The following is a 25,677-nucleotide window of genomic DNA, read 5'->3' on the forward strand; positions in this document are numbered from 1 at the left end:
GCCCCATACCCCTTACGCCAGTCGAGCCAAAAGGACAGTACCCGAAGCGCAACGCTGTCCCCTCCTACCCAAAGGTGACATCCTCCGCGCCCCAGAGCCCGAGGGAAGAAGTCGACGCTCGCATTAATGGAGGACCATCAGTACGACATGGTCGATGCTGGTGATACACACCTCATCCCCTTCTCTCATCTAGAACCAGAATCCGATCCAACCTATCTCTCACCGTCGATTCAATGTTGCTGTCATTGGTTCTCAGCACAAGCATGTCAGCACCGTAGATACCAATTATCTGCGCTTTCAGCTCATCCCGCACCTGTTGCGCAGGGCTGTCTTCATGGAATCTTGTTCCGTTAACCTCAATCGCAAGCAGCATTCGCCTACTTACCTTATGGTATACAGCAAAATCGATGGCCGACACAGAACGGACGAACTCTTTCTGTCGCTCATTCAACCTATCAAGGTTGGGAAGCAAGTCACGAAGTCTCACTTGCGAAACCACCTCAAGAAACTCATAAGCAGGTTCAGCAAGAATCTCATTCAGAAGAGTCCACACTATGTTTTCAGACTTATACCTACTGCCCCCATGAACCCGCGAAGCAAATTCATTAAGTCGTTCAGAGTATTCTTTGTAAAGAAGATCGAAAACCGAAAGCACCTCACTCTCAGTCACTTGATTTGGATTCTGAAATCTAACATAGTCGATGAGCGCTTTAATTATCTTGCTTCGAGGGACCTCATCGTGATTGGTTACGAGAATGAACTTCTCCTTGGCCCGAGAAACGGCGACATTGATCATTCTCGGATCATCAACGAACCTTAACTTCATATGACCAATACGAGATTCGTCGACAACCGTGCTAAGAATCATCGCCTTAGCCCCACGTCCTTGAAACTTATGTATCGTCTCGCTCAGAGAACTCATTTCAGGGAGGTCAGCCGTACTGCAAATGGCCTCGCTGAGCCTGTCCGCCTGGAGCCTGTAGGGAGTTGCGATGCCTAACATATAATCACTTCCCGATTCTTCACCTCCGAGGATTTCCCTAAAATCCACACCGTCAACGACACCACCAATGAGCTCCTCGACAGTATCGATTTCACGTTGACTGTACGTGCCTTTAGTAAGAGCCCGACGCAAAGTTCGCATGTGATTTCCTGGAGCCGTCTTGCGAACCATTAAGGTAGGCCATTGATCATCCGACTTTTTAGCCTTCATGGATATCAGTTCTCCATTGTAGAACATTTTATTGCAGAACTCGATGATCTCAGGCGCGCAGCGGTAGTGTTCACGCAGCATCGTTCGAGGAAGTTTTTGTCCGTAGAGCTCGGTGACGGACGAGAGAATGGAGTGCTCAGTAACATCGTATGCGGGACGTGGAGGGGAGATCAAAGCAGTCTCCAGCCTTTTGTCAATAATCGGTCCGAGCTGCTTAAGATCCCCCACCACCACAACATTTCTCGCCTTGCTCATAGCCAAAGCAGCTGCATGCAAATTTGTCTGAGTCGCCTCGTCAATAATTACCCAATCTAGAAGATGCCCTTCCGACAGATTTCTCCGAATCGAATGGCAGGTCGTAAGAACCACTGGATACTCTGACAGAAACTCCGATGTGCGTTTCTGGATCGCTTTATCCTTTTCATCGAATACAGGGCGCCCACTATTTAAGTAACGTTGCCGCAACGCAAGGTCCAAAAGCACTCGAGAACCTTCCTGATATTTGGCTCTAATTGCTTCAGAATTACGATTGCCGACCTTACTCTGCAAACGTCGCCCTTCTTGTTCTAACTCCTCAATTCGCTTGGCATAAAATACCCTTTCCAGGCCAAGGATAGTATCAGCATCACGCGCATCCACGTCCTTCGTTCTGCCGTACTTGAAGTATCTGCGAATACGCGGAATAAGCCCCTTTACACCTTCAGGAAGATCGGGACACACAGTAGTTTCAGCCAAATACTCGAGGATGCGCCCAGAACTCTTGCGTAGCAGAGGTAGTTCACTTAAATCGGGTAAAACACAACTTTCGGCTCGACGCTCCAAATGAGCGGCTTCCAAAGAGTATCCTTCGATTTTTCTGCGCACCTTAGCAAGTTCTCGACAGGAATTCCAAACGCCATGCAATTGCTCCTCTGTTTGCTTCAGGTTATTCATCACCTGATCTCCAGAAGACTGCACAGAACTGTTCACAGACTCGTGGTTCAACCAACAAGTAATACTACTTGCACGCGCCTCCTGGCCGGCCATAAAGGAACTGACGCATTTTTTGTTGCCCACACGCGCTGCCACGAATCCATACCCAGCCTCGTCAAGTTTGTCCTTGACATTCTCAACAGCAGCATTACCGAAAGACACAACTCCGACCGTTGCCCCAGGAATCATAAGAATGTTAGCAATAATATTAAGTATGGTCTCCGTTTTTCCAGTCCCAGGAGGGCCGTCAATAACACTAACTCGATAAGAAAGCGCCTTCTCTACCGCAGCTTTCTGATCCTCGTTGCTTTGAAAGGGAAGAATAATAGGTGACCGAATTTCTGATGTCTGGAAGTTAACTCCCTCCATGAATGCAGACAACACGCTGTCGGGATGAACAAACTTTACCGACTCAAATGCACAACGGGTCGGGTCATTATTATCCAGTATGGATGCTGTATTCTTCCAATACTCGAAGACATCAACACCATCTCCAGCAACCGTGGCCGAAGCCAGTAGTCTGACATCGTCGGGATGATGGAGGCGTCCCTTTCCTAACATTCTGCTATCGCGATAGAATCGAACTATTGAATACGATCCGTCATAGACATCGGTGAAAGTAGCAATCATGAGCGGGGGGCGCCATACCTCCCCTTTTACCTCAAGCAGCTCGGTCGGTCTTAGAGTGCGAAGGTCTGCAACCCTCTCGAGGAAGCGCGCTTTCGGGTGCCGATACCCGAAAGCGCCGCCATCTCTGAACTGCCCCTTAATGTAACCATCCTCGGGATTACTCCACTTTATGGACTCCGTTCGATCGTATAGCACACCTGTTTTGTTGTCGGGAATCAATACGCGAAATCTATTACCATCAATCATAGGTCCCTCCTAAGACGAACTACAGGATGTCTTCACGTTAGTTGCAGCAGGAGCCTTGCAACACGTTCTTGATGACCGATCAGAAAGTTCAGTCGAGTACCCAAATCTAGAGAAGTAAATTTGTAGGAATCATCACCCTCCCGACCTCAAACCTACCGAGAGGATACTTTTTCTCAGCTCAGATGCGAGACACCTGCTTCACAGATGTAGTTCTTCATTCAACGACTGAGGTCCGTAAAGGACCTCGCTCGGGACTGACTCGATGAGTCGCAGTCAGATCTCACTGTCGGCGGCGCCGTCAACAGGTACAAGGAGAGCCTTGCTGGGCACGCAGACGCAGTAGGCGCATTCGCCGCCCAAGAGCCCGTCCTCAATGAGGACCGCGGTCACGTCGATGCCCTCAGTGGCGTTCTGTGCGATGTTCTCCCCCGCTGGCCCGCCACCAATAACGACAACGTCGTAGATGCTGGTCTGCTCAGGTACTGGCTCATCGCTTATGCCACCATTGTTGCTACGTATTTCAGCCAGCCGATCGACCTGTGCGGCATGTCGAGCCTCAAGCCACCTGCAGCGGGGTGAGAGCATCGGACTGCTCCAAGCCGCCGACGACGTGACACAGGAGCAGGCAGGGGTAGCCGTACGAGCCGAGCATGGGGCTGAAGACCCCGCAGACGGCCTCGAAGACGAGGAAGGGACCGACCCACATGAGGGTGGTCTTGCGGCCGATCTTGTCAGAGATGCGGCCGGCCAGGACTGCGCCAACGAGACCACCGATGATGCCGGCGCTTTCGGCGACGCCCTTGGCGAGTTCGCCGAGGCGGAACTCTTTGCCGACGGGCTTGATGGCACCGTTGAGGACCATGCCCTCGAAGCCGTAGAAGAACGGGCCGAGGGTGGCGATGAGGGCCAGGACGGTGGCGTAGCGCCGGGCGGCGGCGCGCGCCTGCAGGTTGGACTGCTTGCCCGGGGAGGAGACCTTACGGCCCGGAGAGGCTGTGGTGGTCATGAGGTGGTGCACCTTCTTCGTTGATATGCACCACGGCCGACGTCGTCATTGACATCTGATGTCCAGTGGCGGAGAGACTATAGGAAGGCGCGATTTCCGTCCGTTACAACGGGCATTAGACAGACAAATTGGTGATCTAGTTCACTTCTTGAGTCGCCGCCAAGCCCGAACCGACCTCCACAGCAACATTCGCCCACATTCACCCCTCCGAGGCATCACCGTTCAAACGGACGGACTGCATGCACCGTCGGCGACTCGCCCGACTTTGTAGGTTCTCAACAATCCGTTATCTTTTTGTGAGATGTCAGACCTCCTGGTTCGACACTTCCCCCCTCTGAGGCGAGGTCGCCTCATCATCCCGAACGGAAGCCCCTATGAGAACAGCACAGCCCTCCACTCTGAGGCGCATATCGACCCTTCTGGGTTCACTGGCCCTTGCCGTCACCGGTTTGATCGCCGCCGCACCCCCGGCACAGGCTACTCCGACCTCTGATGGCCTGGCCGATATCACCATCACGCAGACGCACGTCCCTGCAGACGGCCTCTACGCCGTCGGAGACGTCATGACCTTCAACATCACCCTCACCAACACCAGCAATGAGGCCCATTCCTACGCCCCGGCCTCGACGAACCTGTCCGGGAACGTCTCCAAGTGCCGGTGGCGCAACATCCCAGCCGGAGTGACCAAGACCGACTGCGCCGGTCTGGCCACGCACACGGTGACCGCCGAGGACCTCGAGGCTGGAGGCTTCACCCCGCAGATCGCCTACGAGGTCAAGGCCGTGGAGTACACCGGTCAAGCCCTCAACACCCCGGAGACGATCAGCGGCGCAATGAGCCCGGTCAAGCCCACCTCGCTTCGAGTCGAGTCCTTCACACCGGCGGCGAATCAGGAAACCTACAAGCTGGGAGACACCGTCAGTTACACGGTGCGCATCCGCTCGGTGTCGGACAAGACGATCAACGTCGCCGCCATCGGCTCCTCCTTCGACGACCTGGCCCGCCAGTGCCACTGGGGCGGCCTCAAGCCGGGCAAGGGTGCGGTCTACAACTGCAAGCCGCTCACCCACACGATCACACAGGCCGATGCCGACGCCGGCCGGTGGACTCCGTCGATCACCCTGACGGCGACCGGCACCGACGGCGCCACCCTCCAGACACTCACCGCCACCGGCGACCCGATCAGCGTCGTCGGCGACCACCCGCAGGCCGAGCCCGCCCCGGCGCCCGACGCGAGCACGGACCTGCCGGCCTCAATGAGCCAGGCCCAGCACCTGGCCGCCAACACGGCCACCGACAACTACCGCATCCCGGCCATCACCACCGCCCCCAACGGTGACCTGCTGGTCGCTTACGACGAGCGTCCCAAGGACAACGGCAACGGCGGCAGCGACGCACCCAACCCCAACCACATCGTCCAGCTCCGCTCCACTGACGGCGGCAAGACCTGGTCGACACCGACCTACATCCACCAGGGCATTGAGACGGGTCAGAAGGTCGGCTACTCCGACCCGAGCTACGTCGTTGACCATCAGACAGGCACGATCTTCAACTTCCACGTCAAGTCCTACGACCAGGGCTGGGGCGGCTCGAGAGCCGGCACCGACCCCGAGGACCGCAACGTCATCCACGCCGAGGTCTCCTCCTCCACCGACAACGGCTGGACCTGGACGCACCGCACCATCACCGCGGACATCACGAAGGACAACCCCTGGGTCTCGCGCTTCGCGGCCTCGGGCCAGGGCATCCAGATCCACCACGGCGCTCACGCCGGACGCCTGGTGCAGCAGTACACGATCAAGACTGCGGACGGCGCGGTCCAGGCGGTCTCGGTCTACTCCGACGACCACGGCGCCACCTGGCAGGCCGGCTCCCCGGTGGGCACCGGTATGGACGAGAACAAGGTCGTCGAGCTCTCCGACGGCTCCCTCATGCTCAACTCGCGCGCCTCGGACGGTTCCGGCTTCCGTAAGGTGGCCACCTCCACCGACGGCGGACAGACCTGGAGCGATCCGGCCAGCGACAAGAACCTGCCCGACTCGGTGGACAACGCCCAGATCATTCGGGCCTTCCCGAACGCCGCCCCCGGCGACCCGCGCTCCAAGGTGCTGCTGCTGAGCCACTCGCCGAACCCGCGGCCGTGGTCGCGCGACCGCGGAACCATCTCAATGTCCTGCGACGACGGCGCCTCCTGGGTGACCGGTAAGGTCTTCCACGAGCCCTTCGTCGGCTACACGACGATCGCGGTGCAGTCCGACGGCAGTATCGGCCTGCTCAGCGAGGACGCCAGCGGGGGCGCGAACTACGGCGGCATCTGGTACCGCAACTTCACGATGAACTGGCTCGGCGACCAGTGCACGCAGGCGCAGGCACAGGATCCGGGGACATCACCGAGCCCCGCACCGACTGCCGAGCCCACAACCGCCCCAAGTGCTGAGCCAACTACCGAGCCGACGACTGCGCCGAGCAGCGCGCCCACCACAGGGCCGACCACCGAGCCCGCACCGGAGCCGAGCAGCGCACCGACCGCTCCCGCCACCGAGCCCACTGCAGGGTCGGAGCCATCTGCTGAGCCCTCACAGGAGCCTTCAGTGGCGTCCACCCAGCAGCCCAGCGCTGCGCCGTCGGGTCAACCGAGCGAGTACCCGAGCTCTGCGCCCGTGCCGAGCGCGACGGGACGGGCGCCGTCGACGACGAGCCCGGACGCGACCTCGCTGCCGACGCAGTCAGGTGAGCCGTCGTCGAGCGCGACGCCGAGCCAGGCTCCTGGGGTGACGCCGACTCCCAGCACACAGTCCGACGAGATCGATCGACCGACTGACGGCGCCATGGCGCAGCCGACCGACGGGGCCGATTCTCCGGGCGCCTCGGCAACGGGGGCTGCGGCGAAGCCGAGTCACGGCCTGTCCCGGACGGGCACCAACGTGCTGCTGCTCCTGGGCCTTGCAGCCGTCGGGGTCGTGGGCGGTTACCTGGTTCTGCGGGTCCGTCGCTCGAAGAACTGAGCCGAGGCTGAGCCCGAACTGGCTCTGAGCGCTCCGTGAGGGGCGGGGTGCAAAGGCACCCCGCCCCTCACTGCTACCCTCCCATTACCCTCCCATCGATCTGACCTGACATGGGACAGGAGTGCCACAGCATGCTGGACAGGAAGATTCACGTGCGCTGCCTCCGCTCGCATCCGGCGAGGTCACCTGGCACGGATCAAACGCAGGTGGATGCACTTGCCTGGCGCGCAGCAGGCGGGTTCTGCACTCAACGTTGAGACGGTCGTCTTCACCATTAGTAGTGGTAGCGGGCCTGGAGAATCACCAGATCATCGCCGACGACGAGGTACACGAGGCGATGCTCGTCAGTGATCCTCCGCGACCACGCACCTGAGGCGCCGTACTTGAGCTGCTCGGGTTTACCAATGCCTCCGAAGGGATCGCGAAGAGCAGCATCAATGAGTGTGTTGACCCGTTTGAGGATCCGGCGATCTGCCGTCTGCCAGTGCCTGTAGTCCTCCCAAGCGGACGGGTCCCATACGAGACGCATCAGTCCTCCCGGTCGAGGTCATGCATCTCAGTGCGGCCCGAACGAGCCCGGTCATACGCATCAAGAAGGCGTCGAGCGTTCTCAGGCGATCGGAACAGGTAGGCAGTCTCCTGCCAAGCGGCGTACTCGTCGGCAGGCATGAGAACAGCACTGCCCTTACGCGAAACAATCTCAACAGCATCATGATCGGCGTTGACTCGCTCGATGAGCGGGTACAACGTCTTGCGAGCCTCGCTTGCACTGATCGACATGAGAGCACCTCTTTTCTCAGGTGGTACCTGATTACGGTACCACCTGGCGCAATCGACCGAGCACCTCCGCACTCGGACTTCTCCTACGTGACCCGAGCAGCCACATGCCGCGCCTCAACGATCACGATGGCAGTCATCGGGCGCGATTTCTGACAACGCGGCCGATACCACTGGCCGCCGGGCCGCCGAGCCCTCAACTCCCGCTGTTGCTCTTCCCCGCCGACTTACTCGACGTCGATGGGGCCGTTGATGTGGAGGGTCTCGACGTCGAGGCGCCGGTTGACGTTGGAGGCGGTGGAGTCGTCAATGCGGCCGGAGAAGCGCAGGTCGTGCACACGCCGGCGCAGATGGTCGATGACGGCGAGCCGCAGGGTGCTCTCCGGACCACCGTAGACGCACGCCTCCTCCTCAGCGTCGACGTTGCTCACGCAGCGGTGGCGGCGCTCGTAATCGGCGCGCACAGCCGCGATGACCGCGTCGTCGTCGACGCCGGTGCGATCGGCGATAGCGTCGATCTGGCTGACGGTGTCGCTCAGAATCTCAGCAAGCACCTCGGTCTCCTGAGACTCGAACGACTCGGCCGTCCGCATGCCGACCGAGGGCTTGGCGTTGGCCCAGCGGACCACGTGGGGCAGGGCGAGCCCCTGGATGAGGAGGGACAGGAGGGTCACGCCGGCGACGACGAGGATGATGAGATTGCGCTCGGCGTAGGCGGCGGCGTCGAAGGCGACCGGGATGGACAGCGCCATGGCCAGGGAGATCGCGCCGCGGAAGCCGGCGACCGTGGAGACGACGCGGCCGCGGAAGTTGGTACGGCGCAGACACTGCTCGGGGCGGCGGTCGAGGAAGCGGATGGAGTAGATGATGAGGTGTTGGCCGATGAAGCGGCCCACCACCATGGCGATGTAAATGACCGGGATGAGGATGAGACCGCGGACGAGGTCGGCGCGAGGAAGCTCGGCAACGATCCCGGGGAGCGCGACGCCCACCATGACGAAGAGAATCGTGTTGAGGATGTAGGTGAGGATCGTCCAGAACGGGGTCCCGAGGACACGCGACCCCAGGGACATGTGCGGGGCGGCGAAGCGGGAGACGACGATGCCGCAGGTGACGACGGCCAGGACGCCCGAGCCGCCGATCTCCTCGGCGAGGAAGAAAGTGACGAACGGGGTGGCCAGGGCGGAGATCGTTGCGAGCATGGGGTCGTCGGTGATGGTGCGGATGCGGATGCCGATCTTGGTGACGACGGCGCCGATGACCGCTCCTACACCAATGCCTCCGCCGAATGACAGCATGAGGTCCTTGGCGACGAGGCCGACCGTGACGCCGGAGGAGTCCTGCGCGGTCTGGAGGGCGATGGCGAAGACAACCAGGGCAGTGCCGTCGTTGAGGAGGGACTCGGCCTGAAGAACGGTGCGGCCATTGGGGTTGATGCCGCGTCCCAGGCTGGAGACGGCGGTGGCGTCAGTAGGGCCGAGGCAGGCGCCGATGAGGAGGGCAGCGCCCACGCTCAGCCCCATCAGGGCACCGATGATGGCAATGAGAGCAGCGGTGATGGCGACGAGGACCGTGGCGCTGAGGATGATGCCGCGCAGGCTTCGGCGCATGCGGTTGAGGGAGACCGACAGCGACTCCCAGTACAGGAGGATCGGTAGGAAGATCGTCAGAACCACCGTGCTGGGCAGGTGCATCTCCTCCCCAACCGGGAGGAAGGCGACCCCCACGCCCGCAGCGATCAGAAGCACCGGGGCAATGAGGCGAAATCTGTTGGCGATCACGTAGGCGACAATCGAGGCGGCAATGATTGCGACGATCATGTCGATGGTCATGAGGCTGCCGGGTTCCCTTCCTGCGCTGAGTGTGGTGGGCTGACTGCGGCCGGCTCGGGGAGGTACCTGGCCGGACCGTGGGCGGGTTTGAGCCGGCCACAGCCTACAGAGGCATTCTCCGACTCCCCTGTCGATGCCTCGATTCGCATACGCAACCTCCGCCCACATCCGGCGGGGTCACCTGGCACGGATCAAGCGCAGGTGGACGCTACGGAGCTCGGAGCCGACAAGCTCTCGGGCAACGCCGACAGGATTCAGCCGAACGGTGTCCTGCGACGGCCCTGCAATGAGGTCGGAGGTGGGCACGAGACTCCGTGAGAGTCCGTTCACAGGCATCGAGGGAGCGACCCCCTTTCTTAGGCGATCGAAACAGGTGAGCAACCTCCTGCCGGCTCACACACTCGCCGGCGAATATAAGAACAACTCAAGGTTTAGAGGTTGCACATAAGTGAAATAAATAGATGAATCATCTCACCACACCGTCAACGTCAGCCGAAATCACCCCACATCACCCACCACCCCCTCAAACACACTTTCCTCATTTTTCATGGCATTCACATGGGGGTGACAATATTTCTTGACACAATCAAATTACACCTCACAGCTTACCCTCAGAGTGAGACGAGCAGTCTCCAACCTGAGAAGATACGGACGATCATCACCTCTAGGAATGCCTCTCAAACTGCAGCAAAAACACAGAGATAGCCGCTATTGATGCAGCCCCAGAATTTCTTTTTCACAACATTTTTATGACGTTTCAATAACATTCTTGAGGTTATCAACAAACATACCGAAGGAGTTGTCCCCATTTTCCTCTTCGCGATACTCTGCACCAGTTACTCATGGTCATCCCCAGACCGCCATTCCCTAACGAAGAGGATGTGTACATGCAGGTTCCTGCCGATACCAGGAGCGTTGCGTCAAGGAGGCAGTCGACAGCCGCTTGGCTCGCCCTCCTGACCCTGCTTACGAGCATGATCGTGCCCCTGCAGGCTCAAGCCGCCGTCAACACCGACGTCGAACTGTCTGGCCTCACTCTGATCAAGTCGGACCGAAGCGGCAATGACTTCCCATCAGATGGCCTCACCACACAGGACGTGGCCAAGCTGTCCTACTCGTGGGATGCCACCAAGACCACCGTGAATCCGGGAGACTCCTTCTCCGTCGACCTCGGAAGCCACTTCAAGAACCTGGAGAGCCCGAAAACCATCCCCCTCAACCTTCCCTACAACGGCACTTCGACCGAGGTGGGCTCATGCAGACTGACGGAAAGAACCATGGAGTGCACCTTCAACGAAAAAGTTGAAGAACTCAAGGCGGCAGGGTTCAAGGATTTCAAGGGCTCGAGTCAGGCGCTACTCCTCATTACACAGACCACCACGGCTCAGTCTGTGGACATGACCGTCAACGGCGGTCAGAAGGTCAGCGTGCGTCTCCCCGGTACCGGCGGCATCAAGGGCCCCGCGGCGAGGCGCTACACCGCCCTCAAATTCTCAAAGGTCTCGTCCGTGATCACATCGAATTCCTCCTCCATGACGTGGGAGGTCAACTTCGGCTCGGACTACATCAAGGAGCAGCTGGCCAAGGACGGCAACCCCATCGCCTCGGACGGTCAGACTCGGGAGACCATCAGTATCACGGACACGCTCGGCTCGGGCATGACCTTCGGTGCGGATAAGAGCAAGTGGTACTTCGGACTGCGCAACAGCGCCGCCGAACCCGGCATCTCCGGAGTGCCCCTGACCAATGCGGCGGGCAAGGACCAGAGTGTGAAGTACGGAGACTTCGACCTGGACGTGGACATCCAGGGGCAGGTCGCCACGATCAAGGTGACGGGCCCCTTCGCCCCTGATTCCAACTACCGGATCTCCTACCCGGTGACGTTCACCTCCCAGAACGGCAAGGCCATCGCCGGCGCACAGTACACCAACGCCGCCTCGCTCGATCAATCCGAGGCTCACGGCGAATTCACACGCAGTTACGCCGACTCATTCAAGGTGACCGTGGACATGGCCCCCGGCTTCGGCGGCTTCGAGGTTGCCAAGACCCTGGGCGGTGCCGCCCTGGACGCCGTCGACGTCGCCAACACGACCCTGCCGGTCACAGTCCACTATGTCCTGCCCGGCCCAGCCAGCGACTACGCCGGCTGGCAGGCCCCCGGCACGCTCAACGCCGATGGTCTCTCCGGCACAACCGTCCTTAACATCCATATCGGCAGGACCAACACATTCCAAGGCACCTTCCCCAAGGACACCGTCGTCACCCTGTCCGAGGACACCAGCCAAGCCTCTCCGGCTCCTTCGGGGTACGCCTGGGGAAAACCGGTTTTCATGGTCGGTAAAGCCACAACCAACACTTTGGCAATCGGCGACCGGGTGTCGGCCAAGGTGACCCTCAACAACACCGCCGACGCCGTCAAGGCGTCAGGCACCTTCCAGGTCACGAAGAGCGTCGTCGGCCCCGAGGCTCCTGCGGACGCGCGCGACAAGGACTTCGCCTTCGCATACACCTGCTCCGACGGCCAGTCCGGGCAGGTGAGCGCCAAGGGCGACGGGAGGGCCGTCCAGGCAGGCGCGACCTTCCCGCAGGGCACCACGTGCACGGTGAAGGAGGACGTCGAGTCCGCTCGTCTCGACGGTTACACCCTCACTGCTCCCGAGGAGCAGACCGTCGTCATCAAGGACCCGGCTGAGCCGGTCGCTACGGCGGCCTTCACGAACTCCTACACCCGCGACACGGGTGCCTTCTCCATCGCCAAGTCGGTCCGGGGTGGTCCGGAGGGTGCGGCCAACGGCTCCTACTCCTTCTCCTACACCTGCGACGGTGGCGTGCACGGAGCCCTGACAGTCCCCGGTGACGGGACGGCCGTGTCCTCCCCGCAGATCCCGACCGGGGTCTCCTGCGCGATCGCGGAGGACGCTGCGTCGGCCGCCAAGGACGGGTACTCAGTGGCCTCGACCCTGTCGCAGGACTCGGTGACCATCGCCAAGGACCAGACCGTGGCCGTGACCGCCACCAACACCTACACCCGCGATACCGGCACCTTCTCGGTCACCAAAAGTGTCAAGGGCGACTACGCCCCGCAGGCGGGCGAGGCCGTCAAGGTCGGCTACACCTGCAACGACCCCGACAGCACCAAGGGCACGCTTGATGTCCCGATGGACGGCACCGCCATGGGCGGCCCGACCCTCCCCACGGGGACGGTGTGCACCCTGAGCGAGGACGTCGCCTCGGCCCAGCGTGAGGGCTACACGGCCTCAACCGCCTACTCCGCGACGACGGCGACGATCGCGAAGGATCAGGTTCCTGAGGTGTCGGTGACGAACACCTACACGCGGCAGACCGGGGGCTTCTCGGTGTCCAAGACAGTCGGGGGCGACGGCGCGAAGCTGGCACCGACGGAGTTCACCCTCGAGTACACCTGCACCGACAAGGTCACCGGCAAGGCCTCCTCCCCCAAGCAGCTGGTGGTCAAGGCCGGTGAGACCACGCACGTGAGCGACGTGCCGACTGGGTCGTGCACACTCACGGAGAAGGACGCCTCCGTCAAGGGCACGAGCGTGTCGACGGCCCTGGCCGTGGGCGGCACACCCGTGCAGGGCGACAAGGCGACCTTCGACGTGCTCGGCGGGGACGCCGCCGCTGTGAGCGTCTCGGCCGTCAACACCTACACCCTGGATCGCGGCACCTTCAGCGTGTCGAAGAAGGTGGAGGGCGACGGCGCCGAGACCCACAGGAACGTGGCCTTCACCTTCGGGTACAGCTGCACCTCCGATGTCGAGGGCGAGGTGAGCGGCGAGCTGACAGCTCACGGCGACGGCGCTACCGCCTCCGGACCGGCGCTGCCGGTCGGGGCTGCGTGCTCGGTGTCGGAGAAGACGTCGTCGGCCCAAGTCAACGGCTACGACGTGAAGACTCCTGAGAAGCAGAGCGTGACGATTGTGGAGAAGGAGGCTGCCCTGTCCTTCACCAACGCCTACACCCGTCAGACCGGCTCGTTCTCGGTGCTCAAGACGGTGACGGGTGCACAGGCCGGCGACAAGGAGTTCGCCTTCTCCTACACCTGCACCGACGGGACAAAGGGCTCGCTGAAGGCCAAGGCCGATGGCAAGGCGGTCGCCGGGCCGAAGGTGCCCACGGGCACGCAGTGCACCGTGACCGAGGACGCCAAGGCGGCCGCGATCGACGGCTACACGCTGGCGGCTCCGGAGGCCCGGACAGTGACGGTCTCGGAGAAGGACCAGGTGGCCAGCGCCTCCTTCGTCAACGCCTACACCGAGATTCCGAATACGGACTCGCCGTCGGAAGACCCCACGGGTCCTCCGACGGGTGAGCCGACGCCAAGCAACCCGACGCCGGGCAAGCCGACGCCAAGCGACCCGACGCCGGGCGAGCCGACGCCAAGCAACCCGACACCGGGCGAGCCGACGCCGGGCGAGCCGACGCCAAGCGAGCCGGCACAGGACGACTCCGGATCGTCTCTGGCCCAGACCGGGGCGTATGTGGGAATCCCTCTCGCCCTGGCATTGGCGGCAATCGCAGGAGGTGTGCTGCTGGCTTACCGCCGCAGGGCCTAAGCCAAGGAACTGAAAGCCGGCAGCCGCAACGCTGCTGAGTGAGGGGTCTCTACCCGAGTGAGCAGAGACCCCTCACTGCATTGTGGGTTTACGCTCACCAATACTCTCGGTCAGTAGTTCGGTTTAACAGAGAGTGGTGTGTCGCCAGGACGGGGCGCGAAGCCATGGGGACGATGAGTGATCTTTGGGCGTCCCTTTAGCTTGGGAGCCCGCAGCGACGCCGTCGGCCACCACAGCCGCCCATCATGCAGCCTTCTGACCAGTGTCCTTAAGGACGTGGCCGGCCCCGGAGACAAACGGAGCGTGCCACCGACCTGGCCTCCGGTGAGTTGACCGGTCCGGGCCGGGGAGAGGGGGAAGGCCCTAATGTCGAGTCGACGATCCGCAGAGTCCTGAAGGACTTGCCCCCAGGTGGCCTCGATGCTCACCTGTCGACCTGAATGTAGACGCACACCGGCCCCATCGGGGGATGGACGGTAATCACGAAGACGACCACATGGGGAGTATTCCCCTTAGACACTTTCGGCACCCGACTCATAACCTGCTGCCAACAGGTTCCATCATCGTCCTATTCTTGGAGCAGAGGTATCTTCCATGCGCAGCCCTCTTTTTGATCAAGCCAACCGCGAGCAGGAGAGCGACCAGCGTTGGACTCTTCAGTCCAGTAAGATGCTTCGCGTGGGCCTGGGCCCGGAGGTGCTGGCCGCACAGGGTGCGATGGTCGCATACCAGGGGAACATCGACTTCTCCTATCAGGGCTCGAAGAGCCTGGGCGGCATGCTCAAGAAGGCTGTGACCGGGGAGGGAGGCAGCCTCATGCGCGCCTCGGGGCAGGGCGAGGTGTTCTTCGCCCGCAGCGCGCACGATGTGTTCCTGCTCCAGCTCGAGGGAGACGCCGTCACGGTGAACACGTCTTCCCTACTCGCCTTCGATGCGCACCTGGGCTACGACATCAAGATGCTGGGCAATGCTGGGATCCTTGCGGGCGGACTGTTCAATCTCATGGTTCAGGGACAGGGCGTGGTAGCCGTGTCCTCCGACGGGCCGCCATTGCTTCTGGACTGCTCGCAGCAGCCGACCTTCGTTGACCCGCAGGCGGCGATCTGTTGGTCGGCGAACCTGCAGCCGCAGATCAAGACCAGCTTCAAGATGGGCTCCCTCATCGGGCGCGGCTCGGGCGAAACCTTCCAACTAGCCTTCCACGGCCCGGGCTTCGTGGTGGTTCAGCCCAGCGAGGGCCAGCCGGTCATTGGGTCCTCGCAGGAAAGCGGTAAAAGTAAAGGCGGTTTAAGTGGATTGTTGAGTGAGTAGTCTGATGGCATGATTTTGTTGCCTTGCCAGCGATCTGGTGGCACGGTGATACGAGCACCGCTCATCGTCTCGCCGCCGTCAGAACGCCGACCATGGTCAGGGACAGGATCGCGAGCAGAGCGCGTCCCCTGATACAGCCCTTGACAGCCGGATGTCACCAGAAAGCGCCAACTGACCCGGGCCTTGGGAATGCACCTGATGCTACGGCTCATCGACTCCCCGGGGCAGGCCGTCCTCGACGGGCTGGAGGAGGCCCAGATGCTGACCAAGACCCTGATCAGCCGCAGCCAGGACGTTCTGACCTACTTCGACCACTCCGGCACCTCCAACGGCCCACGCCAAGCCATCAACAGACACCTCGAGAGCTATGCAACTTTATCTTCTGCAGGATCAACCTTAAACCAATGCTCCGAATTTCGCTTGCATTCTAAAGCCGAAGTTCTCTCAGTAATTTCTCGCCACCTTGATCCATCTTTTTTGATCCAATCAATCCATTTAATCGGCTTCATATAGTATTTCATTTTTCCATTACAGATAGGGCAGTGCGAAACCTCTATTTTTTCTAGCGTAATTCGATGATTATACCCACTAATTGCCCATCCAAGCCTGAGCGGCCTTCGAACCTCCCTCTTAGTCAATCCGCGGAGCGACCGCACCAAAGAAAGCATCGCGACAATGACCACTAGGGAAACTATCCAAAGAAAAAAATAAGTACCCACTAACGGCACAGTATATTTACCTCGGAATACACCAAGAAAAGGTTCAAAAATTTTCCAGATCGGCACAATTCCAAAAATCCCCAGGACTACACCCATCCAGGACAGTACCGCCTGCGTGAACGGGCTTCGCCACTTCGGTACAGCATCATACGAAGCCTTGGGAGGTGCGAGCGTCTCCGAGTTATAGACAACATCACGACCAGCCTGAATGACCGGCCCTTCGATATTTCCACCACGCGCATCGACCGAATTGTTGACAATCAACTCGAGCGGATTACCACAACGGGAGCAGAATCTGTCCGACCCAGAAACAGCAGCAGAGCATTTAGGACAATTCATGCTCATTCACCTTTCATAGTTTACACATTAAACCTGAACTCGACCACATCCCCATCGCTCATGACGTAGTCCTTTCCTTCCATGCGCACTCGACCGTGAGCGCGGGCTTCGGCAACGCTGCCGTACTGGACCAGGTCATCGTAACTCACGATCTCGGCCTTGATAAAGCCTCGCTCAAAGTCAGTGTGGATGACGCCCGCCGCCTGGGGCGCCGTCGCGCCCTTGCGGATCGTCCACGCCCGGGACTCCTTCTCCCCCGCCGTCAGGTATGTCTGCAGTCCCAGGGTGTCGAAACCGACTCTGGCGAGCTTGTCCAGGCCGGACTCCTCCTGGCCGTTCTCGTGGAGCATCTCCGCCGCCTCCTCGGGCTCCAGCTCCACCAGCTCGGCCTCGAACTGGGCGTCCAGGAAAATCGCTTCTGCCGGCGCCACCAGCTCACGCAGCTCGGCCTGACGGGCCTCGTCGCTCATCCCAGCGTCGTCCATGTTGAACACGTAGATGAACGGCTTGGTGGTCATGAGCTGAAAGGTCCTCAGCACCTCCGCGTCGATGCCGGCGGCCTCCGCCCCGGCGGACAGCAGCGTCCCCTCCTCCAGAACCTTGAGGGCCGCCTGCGCCGTCTCCAGCACCACCGGTTCCGTCTTCCTACCTCGCACCTCCTTCTCCAGGCGCGGGATCGCCCTCTCCAGGGTCTGCATGTCCGCCAGCACCAGCTCGGTGCTGATCGTCTCGATGTCCCCGGACGGCTCCACCTTCCCATCCACGTGGACCACGTCCGGGTCCTCAAAGGCACGCGTCACCATGCAGATGGCGTCCGCCTCGCGGATGTTGGCCAGGAACTGGTTGCCCAGCCCCTCGCCCTCGCTGGCACCGCGCACGATCCCGGCGATGTCCACGAAGGAGACCGTCGCCGGGACCACCCTCACGGAGTGGAACAGCTCGGCAAGCTTGTCCAGGCGCGCATCCGGCAGGGGCACAACCCCCACGTTCGGCTCAATGGTCGCGAACGGGTAGTTGGCGGCCAGGACGGTCGCGCGGGTCAGAGCATTGAACAGGGTGGACTTGCCGACGTTGGGCAGTCCGACGATTCCGATGGTAAGTGCCACGCAGGAGAGTTTAGACGGCCCCTCCGACACCGTGCGCCCCGACGGCGCACCTGCTCGCGTCGCCTATGTCAACCGCTCCAACCCGGTAAGGCCCGACGCACTCCTCAGCTGCTGGAGTTGTCAGTCACCCGGATCGAGGCCCACAGGTCATGCCACGAGGTGTAGAAGCCCCCACCGATATTGACCCCGATCCCCGCCGTTGCCGTGATGAGGACGGCCGCAAGCGCCACCACCGCGAAACGTCCCAGGATCACGCCCCCCAGCCGCAACGCTGAGGGCTTCTTGTCCCCGCGCCGTCGGCCCCAGTGGGGCGACCAGACCAGGGCGACCGCGATAGCGGCCAGCGACACGCCCACAGCCACGATAATGGTGCCCAGACCGTTGATCTCGAAGGGTGCGGCGTGAATCGGGGAGGCCGATCCCACCGTACGCCGGTCCTTGGGCGTGACCGACATGGGGCCGATGCCTTCAGCGGCCGCCTTGGTCCACGCATCGCCCTCAGGTGCGGGCAGGCCGGCCGCGGCGAAGACGGCCGGGTCGGATCCCCACCAGGTCAGCATCGCCGGGAAACGGTCGGTCCACAGGAACCAGGAGTGCCCGCCCTGGGGTGGGGTGTCGATCGACACGGAGTCGGGCTCCTGAGCCGCCTCCTCCATGAGCCAGGCCGTGCTGGCAGCGCCGTAGGCGTCGTCCTGAGTTCCCATCACGTAGAAGCGCAGGCCGTCGGGAACGCGCTGCTCCAGCAGGGTGGACAGGGCGTTCTGCGCCTGCAGCTGTTGACCGCTGTGTGCGAGAGCGCCCTCGGTGGGGCGGTTGTAGGAAGACAGAACGCCGACCGAACCGAAGCGTTGAGGGACGTCGAAGGCGGTGCGGGCCGCACAGTAGGCCCCTGCCGAGACCCCCATGAGCAGCCATCCGGCCCGTTGAGTGGAGACGTTGGGGAAACTGGCCTGGATCATGCGAGGAATCTCCTCAGCGGTCCAGGTCTCGACGGCCGGGCGGCCGGCGATGTCGACGCAGTCGTGCTGGTTGCCGTCCACGTTGACCGAGGGGATGACGATGATCGACGGCGGGATACGGCCGGAGTCGATGGCGGCCTGGAGAGCCTTGGGAGAGGACAAACCCGTCACCAGGGACTCCGGGTCGCCGACCCAGCCATGAATGCCCTCGATGACGTTGTAGGTGCGTCCGTCGTCGGGCCGGTAGTCGGCGGGCAGGACCACGCGCACCGGCAGGGTGATGCCACTGACCGGACCGGTCCAGGTGCCCTTCTGCGAGCCGTCGCCGACGTCTTGGAAGGACGCCTTCCAGGCCGAGGCCGGGACCGCATCGTAGACAGAGGCGTCCGGCAACGGTGCAATGCGCGAGGCGTTATGCGCCTGCGGAGATGCGGCCTCGACGACGTCCCCGAGCGTACGCACATAGTGCATGGGTAGGTTGACGAGCAGACCGCCGACTCCGACGACGAGCAGTACCGGCACGATCACCATGACGGTGCGTGCCGTGCAGCGGCCGGCGGCACGCAGCACCGCGCGGGCATTCGGGCGCTCGTGACCGGGCTTCCCGGGATTCGTGGTCCTCTCGGCGACATCGGGGGCATCAGCGCGCTGCTCCCCTCTGGCGTCCGACAGGGTCCGCGGCAGGAGCACCGCGGCGACGACGGCGGCCAGGACGGCCAGGACGGCCACGAACCAGATCGTCCTGGGGCTGGTCAGATCGATGCTGTGCAAGAGGCTCACAACCATGAAGAATGGCATTACCTGAGCTGACAACCATCCTCCCGAGGTAGCAAAGAAGCCGTGCCGTTGGTCTCTTCGCCTCCTCTGAGAGGCGTAGAAGGTCGTGCAGGGGACTGTCGACCCAGGTCCGGACGGTCGGTTGAGAGACGATCGGCGTGGCGATGTCGATGGCCACGCGGGGATGGACAAGACCCACTGGAAAGATCGCTCAAGGCACCGGAATAGATGTCACACCCTCGGGGCACCATCGGTTCATGAGCTCCTCATCCGTCCTTCTTCCCATCCTGCTGCTCCTGGTCGGTCTGGCGATCGGGGTGGTCATCGGCTACATCGGTGCGATCGCCCGGCGCACCACCGTGGACCGCTCGGACCACGAGGAGGTGGCGGAGCTGCGGGCGCAGGCCGCCCAGTGGCAGGCACGAGCCGAGGAGCTGTCCTCGCGCACCCAGGTGGCCGAGGAGCGCGCCGAGCGTGATGGCTCCGTGCTGCGGGCCCTGGCACCGGTGCGCAGCCAGCTCGAGCAGGTGGGGGCCAGGGTGGAGTCCTTGGAGAAGCAGCGGGCCGAACAGCACGCGGCCCTGGCTGAGCAGCTGCGGGCCACCGCCCTGCGCGAGCAGGATCTGGCCCGCTCCACGGCCTGTCTGGAGGGGGCGCTGCGCTCACGCTCGGCGCGCGGAATGTGGGGTGAGGTCGAGCTGGCCCGGGTCCTGGAGGCCTCCGGGATGATGCGGCACGTGGACTTCTCCGAGCAGCGCACCATCGGGGCGCTGGTCCAGCGGCGCGGCAGCCCGGCGGGATCAACGGGCTCGGCCGCCGGTGAAGGGGCTGCCGGCCGTTCCCGGCCCGACGTCGTCGTCCACCTGCCCGGGGACGGCTACCTGGCCGTGGACGCCAAGACGCCCATGGACTCCTACCTGGCGGCCGCCGCGGTCCAAGGGGCCTCCCCAGAGGAGGAGCAACGGCGCCGGGAGCTCCTGGAGGCCCACGCCAGGGCGCTGCGCGGACACGTCGACCAGCTCGCCGCGCGCCGCTACGACCGGGGCCTGGGGGACTCACCCGAGCTCGTGGTGCTCTTCGTCCCGGCTGAGGCCGTGCTCTCGACCGCCCTGGAGGCCGACCCCGCGCTTCTGGAGCACGCGCTGGGGCGCGGAGTCGCCCTGGCCTCACCGGTGACGCTGCTGACCCTGCTGCGCACCTGCGCCACGGCCTGGGCCCGCACCGCCGTCAACGACGACGCCCGCGAGCTGCTGGAGCTGGGCCGCACCCTCTACGAGCGGTTGGGGACCGTCGCCGGCCATCTCGATGCGCTGGGCGGGGCACTGCGGCGAAGCGTCACCGCCTACAACAAGGCGGTCGGTTCCATGGAGAACCGGCTGCTGGTGACCGCCCGATCTCTGGAGACCCTCGGGGAGCAGGTGGACTCCCCCGCGCTCATTGGCACCGACGCCGCCCAGGTGCGTACCTTCACCGCGCCCGAGCTCACCGCCGAAGGGCAGGACGACGTTACAGCACTATAACGCATGCCACACTCCCGGCCCATGACGATTGACCATTCCATGGCGTCTATCGGGAAGCGTCGCCTCTCGTCTCATAACTGACTGGCACGCTCCAGAACCATACCAACGTCCATGTGAGTGAGGCGCACTCCCGCCTCATCGGACACCGTCGAAAGAAGAGACCATGCTGTCAATCATCGGAATGATCATCGCCGGCGCCATCATCGGAGCTCTGGCTCGACTCATCATGCGAGGCGAGCAGAACATCTCGGTGCTGTGGACCATCGTGCTGGGCGCCGTGGGCGCGCTCATCGGAAGCACGGTGGCCGGCTTCTTCGGCGTCGCTCAGACCGCCGGGGTCGACTGGATCCGCTGGGCCCTGTCCATCGTCGCCGCCATCGTCGCTATCTCCATCTACCTGGGCATCACCGGCCGGAAGTAGACCCCCAGCACCCCGAAGCGGGTTTCGTGGAGGCACTCACCGCCTTCATGAAACCCGCCTCGCCGTTGTTGTGACGCACGCCATAGACCGGAATCGTGAGGATTCCCCGGCCGGCAGCGTCCTCCTATCAGCGCGGCAGTCATGACGGACAGCAAAGACAGTCAGTCAAGACGGCCAGTCACACGAGCCGGCCACGGAAGCCACCTGGCACCTTGACAGAACAGTTGCTGGCCCGCGCACCACCACATTCCGTCACCATCCATCTCACGGATCAACGAAAGAGGCTCCAATGAGCAACAACGTCATTCCCCAGACTGGCCAGCAGCGCGAGCGCAATGAGCAGGCCGAGGAGAGCAAGACCCCTCGCGGTCCCCTCCAGACCTCGCACGGCGTGACCACCATTGACGAGAACGTCGTCGCCAAGATCGCCGGCATGGCCGCTCGTGAGGTGCCCGGCGTCTACGACATGGGCAACGCCGTGCGTCGCGCCTTCAGCGCGGTGACCGACCGCATCCCCAACGCCCAGACCAACGTCGCCGGCGGCATCAGTGTCCAGAAGGGCGAGACCCAGGCCGCCATCGAGGTCACCGTGGTGGTCGAGTACGGCGTCTCCATCGTCGAGGTCTCCGACGCCATCCGCCGCAACATCATCGAGCAGATCGAGGGCACCACCGGCCTGGAGGTCGTCGAGGTCAACATCAACGTCACCGACGTCCACCTTCCCGACGACGACTCCGACACCGCCGACGCCGCCGACCTCAAGTGATCCGTCTCAATGTCCTGATCTGAGGAGCTCTCATGAAGACAACGTACCTGGCCCTCCTGGTGGGCCTGTTCCTTGGAACCATTCTCGCCTTCGGCTCCTTCGCCGACTTCGTCCTGGTAGCCCTGTGCGGCCTGGCCGGATTGGCGGTGGGCCTCTACCTGGAGGGCCGGGTCGATGTCCGAAGCATCCTGGATCGGCGAAGGAAGTGACGATGGCGACCGCGACCCAGCCCGCGATCACGCAGCCGGGGCCCGCCCAGGATGAAACCCCCTCCCGGAAACAGCGCGGAGTCACCACCATTCCGGCCAGGGTCGTCGCCCAGATCGCCGCCCAGGCCGCCTATGAGACCGGCGACGTCGGCTCCAACGCCGGAGGGATCATGGGAATCGGCACCCGCCGTAACTTCGCCTCCCGGCCCGATGCCCAGTGCGACCTTTACGGACAGGTCGCCGTCCTCCACCTCGACCTCGGTCTGGTCTTCCCCACACCGCTGACCTCCGCCATCGAGGATCTGCGCGCACACGTGCGCAACCGCGTCGAGCACCTCACCGGGCTGAGAGTCAGCAGAATCGACATCGAGATCTCCTGGCTCAATCCGAGCAGCCACGTCAGGAAGAGCCTGAAATGAGAGCACCCGTACAGACACTCATTCGTCGCCCGTCCCGTATCCTTCCCAGCGTCATCCTGGCTCTGCTGCTGATCACCACCGGAAGTCTGGGAGTCTGGCTGCTGGGGCACCGGATCATGAGCGGCACCTGGCCAGACCGGGCCGCCACCACGCTCGACGCCGTCGGATCCGCCACCCTCGGATCCGCCGCCGTGCTCATAACCGCCGGGATCGTCGCCGTATGCGGCCTGGTCATGATCTTCATGGCCCTGTGGCCGGGAGTCCCCGAGCACGTCGAGATCCTCCCCGACGCCGTCCCCGGACAGACCGCGGTGACGCGCCGGGACCTGGCCAGCCTGGTGAGGATCCAGATCGAGCAGGTCGACGGCGTCCACTCCGTCGCCGTGACCACCCGTCGCTCCCAAGTCGACATCGTCGCCCTCAGCGTCCTGGACGACCTCGCACCGGTGCGTGAAGCCGCCCGTAAGAAGGCCGATGAGGCCCTGCACGCACTCAAGCCCGTGGGCATCACACGTAGCCGCGTGCGGATCCGGCACACGAGCTGAAAAGGAAAACACTATGCGCTCAGTATCTGGCGTCCTCAACAGGACGGCCCTGGCCGGCTGCGGACTTCTCATCGTGGCGGCGGCGTCCTGGCCACTGGCCTCCGGCCTCAGCACCGGTCGGTTGTGGCCCGACGTCGCCCCGATCCTAGCCACTGCGCAGGACCGGTTGGACAGCCTCATCGCGGCCCAGGCGCACTGGCTCCTGCCGACTGCCACGACGGCATCAGTCCTCGCCATCATCGCTGGGCTGGCCCTACTCGCCATGCAGGTCCCCCGCAAGGCGGCCGCCTCGCCCCTGAGGTTCAGCGACTCCGAGGGCGTCCTGCTGGCCACCGTCGCCCCCGACGTCCTGGCTCAGGCCCTGTCCGAGCGGGCCCAGGACGTCCCCGGGGTGGAGCGGTGCACTGTGTGGGTCACCGGCTCTTCGACCAGCCTGTGGGTTCAAGCGACCACTACCGTGTCCCAGGGCTGCGAGGTCGAGTGGGCCGTCGCCGATCTCAGGCGCCGACTCGAGGATGACGTGACCACGTCCCTGGGCACGCGCCCCAGGCGAATCGACACCCTGGTGCACTTGGAGCGCTCCTCGAGCTCGCGCAACGTCTCGCAGACCGTCACAGGGCGGCACGCACCCAAGAGCACCGGGGATGGCGATGACGCATGAGAAGCAGGACGGGGCAGTGCCGGCACCTCGCCCGAGTCCACACCACGCCGCGCAACCGAGCGCTCCGCCCGCCCCCTCCCATGGCAGGGACCGCTATCTGGTCCTGCGTGCCCAGGACGGAGACATCAACGCCTTCGAACAGCTCGTCGAGCGTTACCAGGGGCGCCTGTTCCGCACCGCCTACATGATCGTGCGGAACCGTCACGACAGTGAGGACATCGTCCAGGAGACCCTCATCCAGGCCTGGCGCAGTCTTCACCTGGTCAGGGAGCCTGCCGCCTTTCGGGGCTGGCTCATGCGGATATGTACCAACAAGGCCACCAGTATGACGCGCAAGCGCCAACGTCGGGCCACCGACCCCTACGACGCCGAGAGCCTTGAGACCGCAAGCGCCATGGCGGAGACGACGTCGAACAGCACCGCTGACCCGGCTGAGTCCAGCGAGGTCAACGCCCAGATCAAGGCGCTGGCCGACCTGTTGTCCTCCGTGAAACCCGAGTTGCGCATCGTCTGGGTGCTCCGAGAGGTTGACGACATGTCCTACGAGGAGATCGCCCACGCCCTGAACGTCACCGAGTCCACCGTCCGCGGGAGGCTGGCGCGCGCTCGCTCTCTCGTCATGCGCCAGATGAAGGAGTGGACATGAGCACCGTCAACCAGCTCTCACGCAGTACCCAACGCTCGACGGCGTCGGCCGGGTCATCCGCCCGGTCTCATGAGCAGGATGAAACGGACACGCGGGAGTACCTGCGTCTGATCGCCTCCCTCCACGAGGAGTGGGACCGGTTGGAGTCTCAGGCGAGCACCTCGGTCATGCCGCAGCGCCACTTGATGGACGCCGTCATCGCCGAGACCCGTCACGGCGCCCAGGTGCAGATGCCCGCAACCGACCTGGGGCCCTACAGCATGTCCGAGTTCTCGCTGCGGGCACTCATCCGGCGAACCGTGGACTCCGTGCCCGGCGCACGCGCCCTGCGATCCTCCTTCGAACACGGGCCCTCGGATGGAGACCACCGTGGGCTGGGGGTTCCGGAGACCATCTCCTGCCGGATCTCCGCCCACGTCAGCGTGGACAGCCTGCCGCAGCTCGCCCAGCGGGTCCGCGACACCGTTCGAGGAGCCTGCCATGAGAACCTAGGGGTGTCCCCGACCGTCAACGTCCACATCGAGGATCTCCACGATGACGACTAGCCTCTCAGCGGCAGAGCTTGCCAGCCTGGTCACTGCTGTCCCCGGAGTACGAGGAATCGAGCCGGGAATAGGCAGCACGTTACGGGCGATCGGCAGCCACATCCGGCAACAGGACCCTCGTCAGGCCCGCTTCGGAGTCGTCGTCGAATCGGCTTCGCGCAGGGCCGTCATTGAGATCGGTATCGACGGCTCACGGCCGGTCAAGGAGATCGTGCGCGACGTCCAGGAGACCATCATCCGGGCTCTGTCGGAGGAGGGCGAGCACGACGACGCCTCCGAGACGCGCGAGGGCTCCGACTCCTCCGGCGTTGGGGACCGGAACGCGCCTCAGGTCACGGTGCGGGTGCAGTCTTTGCTATAGCTGTCCACCCCGGAGGGCTCCCGCCCTGTGCAGGTTGCGGTACGAGCCGACGTCGGGGGCCCCCGGGCCCGCCCGGGGGCCCCCCGGGCCATGGTCACTTGCGGTGGTACCTGGG

The 25,677-nt window shown here is 62.9% G+C and carries 21 protein-coding genes and 1 pseudogene; 13 read left to right on the forward strand and 9 right to left on the reverse strand.

All coding sequences use genetic code 11. The features are described 5' to 3' along the window. Positions 1 to 172: 172 nt before the first annotated feature. The 3 genes and pseudogenes from RWR81_RS05585 to RWR81_RS05595 form a co-directional block, all read right to left on the reverse strand. On the reverse strand, positions 173 to 3,061 hold the full coding sequence (locus tag RWR81_RS05585) for an AAA domain-containing protein (protein ID WP_314455661.1): 2,889 nt from the start codon (positions 3,059 to 3,061) through the stop codon (positions 173 to 175). A gap of 273 nt (positions 3,062 to 3,334) precedes the next feature. Further along, positions 3,335 to 3,646, reverse strand: a complete 312-nt coding sequence (locus RWR81_RS05590; RefSeq protein ID WP_314455664.1) for an FAD-dependent oxidoreductase — start codon at positions 3,644 to 3,646, stop codon at positions 3,335 to 3,337. Then, positions 3,636 to 4,067: pseudogene (locus RWR81_RS05595) on the reverse strand (MFS transporter); the annotation flags it as partial. The gene RWR81_RS05590 and the pseudogene RWR81_RS05595, both read right to left, overlap by 11 nt. Positions 4,068 to 4,441: 374 nt before the next feature. On the opposite strand from RWR81_RS05595, the gene RWR81_RS05600 reads away from it, so the two are divergent. Continuing rightward, the gene (locus tag RWR81_RS05600; protein ID WP_314455667.1) at positions 4,442 to 7,072 is read left to right on the forward strand and encodes an exo-alpha-sialidase; all 2,631 of its coding nucleotides are present in this window, start codon (positions 4,442 to 4,444) and stop codon (positions 7,070 to 7,072) included. A 274-nt stretch (positions 7,073 to 7,346) separates the two neighbouring features. Here the strand turns inward: RWR81_RS05600 and RWR81_RS05605 are convergent, their stop codons facing one another. The 3 genes from RWR81_RS05605 to RWR81_RS05615 all read right to left on the reverse strand — a co-directional run bounded on the left by RWR81_RS05605 (position 7,347) and on the right by RWR81_RS05615 (position 9,681). Continuing rightward, the gene (locus RWR81_RS05605) at positions 7,347 to 7,601 is read right to left on the reverse strand and encodes a Txe/YoeB family addiction module toxin (protein WP_314455669.1); all 255 of its coding nucleotides are present in this window, start codon (positions 7,599 to 7,601) and stop codon (positions 7,347 to 7,349) included. Further along, positions 7,601 to 7,852 (reverse strand): type II toxin-antitoxin system Phd/YefM family antitoxin, encoded by a 252-nt coding sequence (locus tag RWR81_RS05610; RefSeq protein WP_314455672.1) that lies wholly within the window; start codon positions 7,850 to 7,852, stop codon positions 7,601 to 7,603. The genes RWR81_RS05605 and RWR81_RS05610 overlap by 1 nt, the downstream gene beginning before the upstream one ends. 224 nt (positions 7,853 to 8,076) lie before the next feature. Next, the gene (locus tag RWR81_RS05615) at positions 8,077 to 9,681 is read right to left on the reverse strand and encodes a Na+/H+ antiporter (protein ID WP_314455675.1); all 1,605 of its coding nucleotides are present in this window, start codon (positions 9,679 to 9,681) and stop codon (positions 8,077 to 8,079) included. An 887-nt stretch (positions 9,682 to 10,568) separates the two neighbouring features. Between RWR81_RS05615 and RWR81_RS05620 the strand changes: the two genes are divergently transcribed. Beyond that, complete coding sequence (locus tag RWR81_RS05620; RefSeq protein ID WP_314455678.1) at positions 10,569 to 14,258, forward strand: DUF5979 domain-containing protein; 3,690 nt, start codon at positions 10,569 to 10,571, stop codon at positions 14,256 to 14,258. A 594-nt stretch (positions 14,259 to 14,852) separates the two neighbouring features. After that, positions 14,853 to 15,569, forward strand: coding sequence for an AIM24 family protein (locus RWR81_RS05625; RefSeq protein ID WP_314455681.1), 717 nt, complete (start codon positions 14,853 to 14,855; stop codon positions 15,567 to 15,569). A 365-nt stretch (positions 15,570 to 15,934) separates the two neighbouring features. On the opposite strand, the gene RWR81_RS05630 is transcribed toward RWR81_RS05625, so the two are convergent. The 3 genes from RWR81_RS05630 to RWR81_RS05640 all read right to left on the reverse strand — a co-directional run bounded on the left by RWR81_RS05630 (position 15,935) and on the right by RWR81_RS05640 (position 19,478). Continuing rightward, entirely contained in the window at positions 15,935 to 16,633 is a 699-nt protein-coding gene (locus RWR81_RS05630; protein WP_314455719.1) for a zinc ribbon domain-containing protein, read from the reverse strand. A gap of 14 nt (positions 16,634 to 16,647) precedes the next feature. Then, positions 16,648 to 17,733, reverse strand: a complete 1,086-nt coding sequence (ychF, locus tag RWR81_RS05635) for a redox-regulated ATPase YchF (protein ID WP_314455684.1) — start codon at positions 17,731 to 17,733, stop codon at positions 16,648 to 16,650. Between the two features lie 104 nt (positions 17,734 to 17,837). Then, positions 17,838 to 19,478 carry an alpha/beta hydrolase-fold protein gene (locus tag RWR81_RS05640; RefSeq protein WP_314455716.1) on the reverse strand — a complete coding sequence of 547 codons (1,641 nt, stop codon included), beginning with the start codon at positions 19,476 to 19,478 and terminating at the stop codon, positions 17,838 to 17,840. A gap of 248 nt (positions 19,479 to 19,726) precedes the next feature. On the opposite strand from RWR81_RS05640, the gene RWR81_RS05645 reads away from it, so the two are divergent. The 10 genes from RWR81_RS05645 (at position 19,727) to RWR81_RS05690 (ending at position 25,562) form a co-directional block, all read left to right on the forward strand. Next, positions 19,727 to 20,989, forward strand: a complete 1,263-nt coding sequence (locus RWR81_RS05645) for a DNA recombination protein RmuC (protein WP_314455686.1) — start codon at positions 19,727 to 19,729, stop codon at positions 20,987 to 20,989. 163 nt (positions 20,990 to 21,152) lie between these two features. Continuing rightward, on the forward strand, positions 21,153 to 21,410 hold the full coding sequence (locus RWR81_RS05650) for a GlsB/YeaQ/YmgE family stress response membrane protein (protein ID WP_314455688.1): 258 nt from the start codon (positions 21,153 to 21,155) through the stop codon (positions 21,408 to 21,410). A gap of 289 nt (positions 21,411 to 21,699) precedes the next feature. After that, entirely contained in the window at positions 21,700 to 22,176 is a 477-nt protein-coding gene (locus tag RWR81_RS05655; RefSeq protein ID WP_314455690.1) for an Asp23/Gls24 family envelope stress response protein, read from the forward strand. A gap of 32 nt (positions 22,177 to 22,208) precedes the next feature. Continuing rightward, positions 22,209 to 22,385 carry a hypothetical protein gene (locus RWR81_RS05660; RefSeq protein ID WP_314455693.1) on the forward strand — a complete coding sequence of 59 codons (177 nt, stop codon included), beginning with the start codon at positions 22,209 to 22,211 and terminating at the stop codon, positions 22,383 to 22,385. Between the two features lie 2 nt (positions 22,386 to 22,387). Next, complete coding sequence (locus tag RWR81_RS05665; protein ID WP_314455696.1) at positions 22,388 to 22,804, forward strand: hypothetical protein; 417 nt, start codon at positions 22,388 to 22,390, stop codon at positions 22,802 to 22,804. Beyond that, positions 22,801 to 23,349 carry a DUF6286 domain-containing protein gene (locus RWR81_RS05670; RefSeq protein WP_314455698.1) on the forward strand — a complete coding sequence of 183 codons (549 nt, stop codon included), beginning with the start codon at positions 22,801 to 22,803 and terminating at the stop codon, positions 23,347 to 23,349. The genes RWR81_RS05665 and RWR81_RS05670 overlap by 4 nt, the downstream gene beginning before the upstream one ends. Positions 23,350 to 23,362: 13 nt before the next feature. Continuing rightward, entirely contained in the window at positions 23,363 to 24,010 is a 648-nt protein-coding gene (locus tag RWR81_RS05675) for a hypothetical protein (RefSeq protein WP_314455701.1), read from the forward strand. Beyond that, positions 24,000 to 24,656, forward strand: coding sequence for a sigma-70 family RNA polymerase sigma factor (locus RWR81_RS05680; protein ID WP_314455703.1), 657 nt, complete (start codon positions 24,000 to 24,002; stop codon positions 24,654 to 24,656). The genes RWR81_RS05675 and RWR81_RS05680 overlap by 11 nt, the downstream gene beginning before the upstream one ends. Continuing rightward, entirely contained in the window at positions 24,653 to 25,201 is a 549-nt protein-coding gene (locus tag RWR81_RS05685; RefSeq protein ID WP_314455706.1) for an Asp23/Gls24 family envelope stress response protein, read from the forward strand. The genes RWR81_RS05680 and RWR81_RS05685 overlap by 4 nt, the downstream gene beginning before the upstream one ends. Beyond that, the gene (locus RWR81_RS05690) at positions 25,191 to 25,562 is read left to right on the forward strand and encodes a transcriptional regulator (RefSeq protein WP_314455709.1); all 372 of its coding nucleotides are present in this window, start codon (positions 25,191 to 25,193) and stop codon (positions 25,560 to 25,562) included. Before RWR81_RS05685 ends, RWR81_RS05690 begins: the two co-directional genes overlap by 11 nt. The last annotated feature ends 115 nt before the right edge of the window (positions 25,563 to 25,677 follow it).

It is taken from the genome of uncultured Actinomyces sp. (assembly GCF_963526355.1).
Taxonomy (GTDB): domain Bacteria; phylum Actinomycetota; class Actinomycetes; order Actinomycetales; family Actinomycetaceae; genus Actinomyces.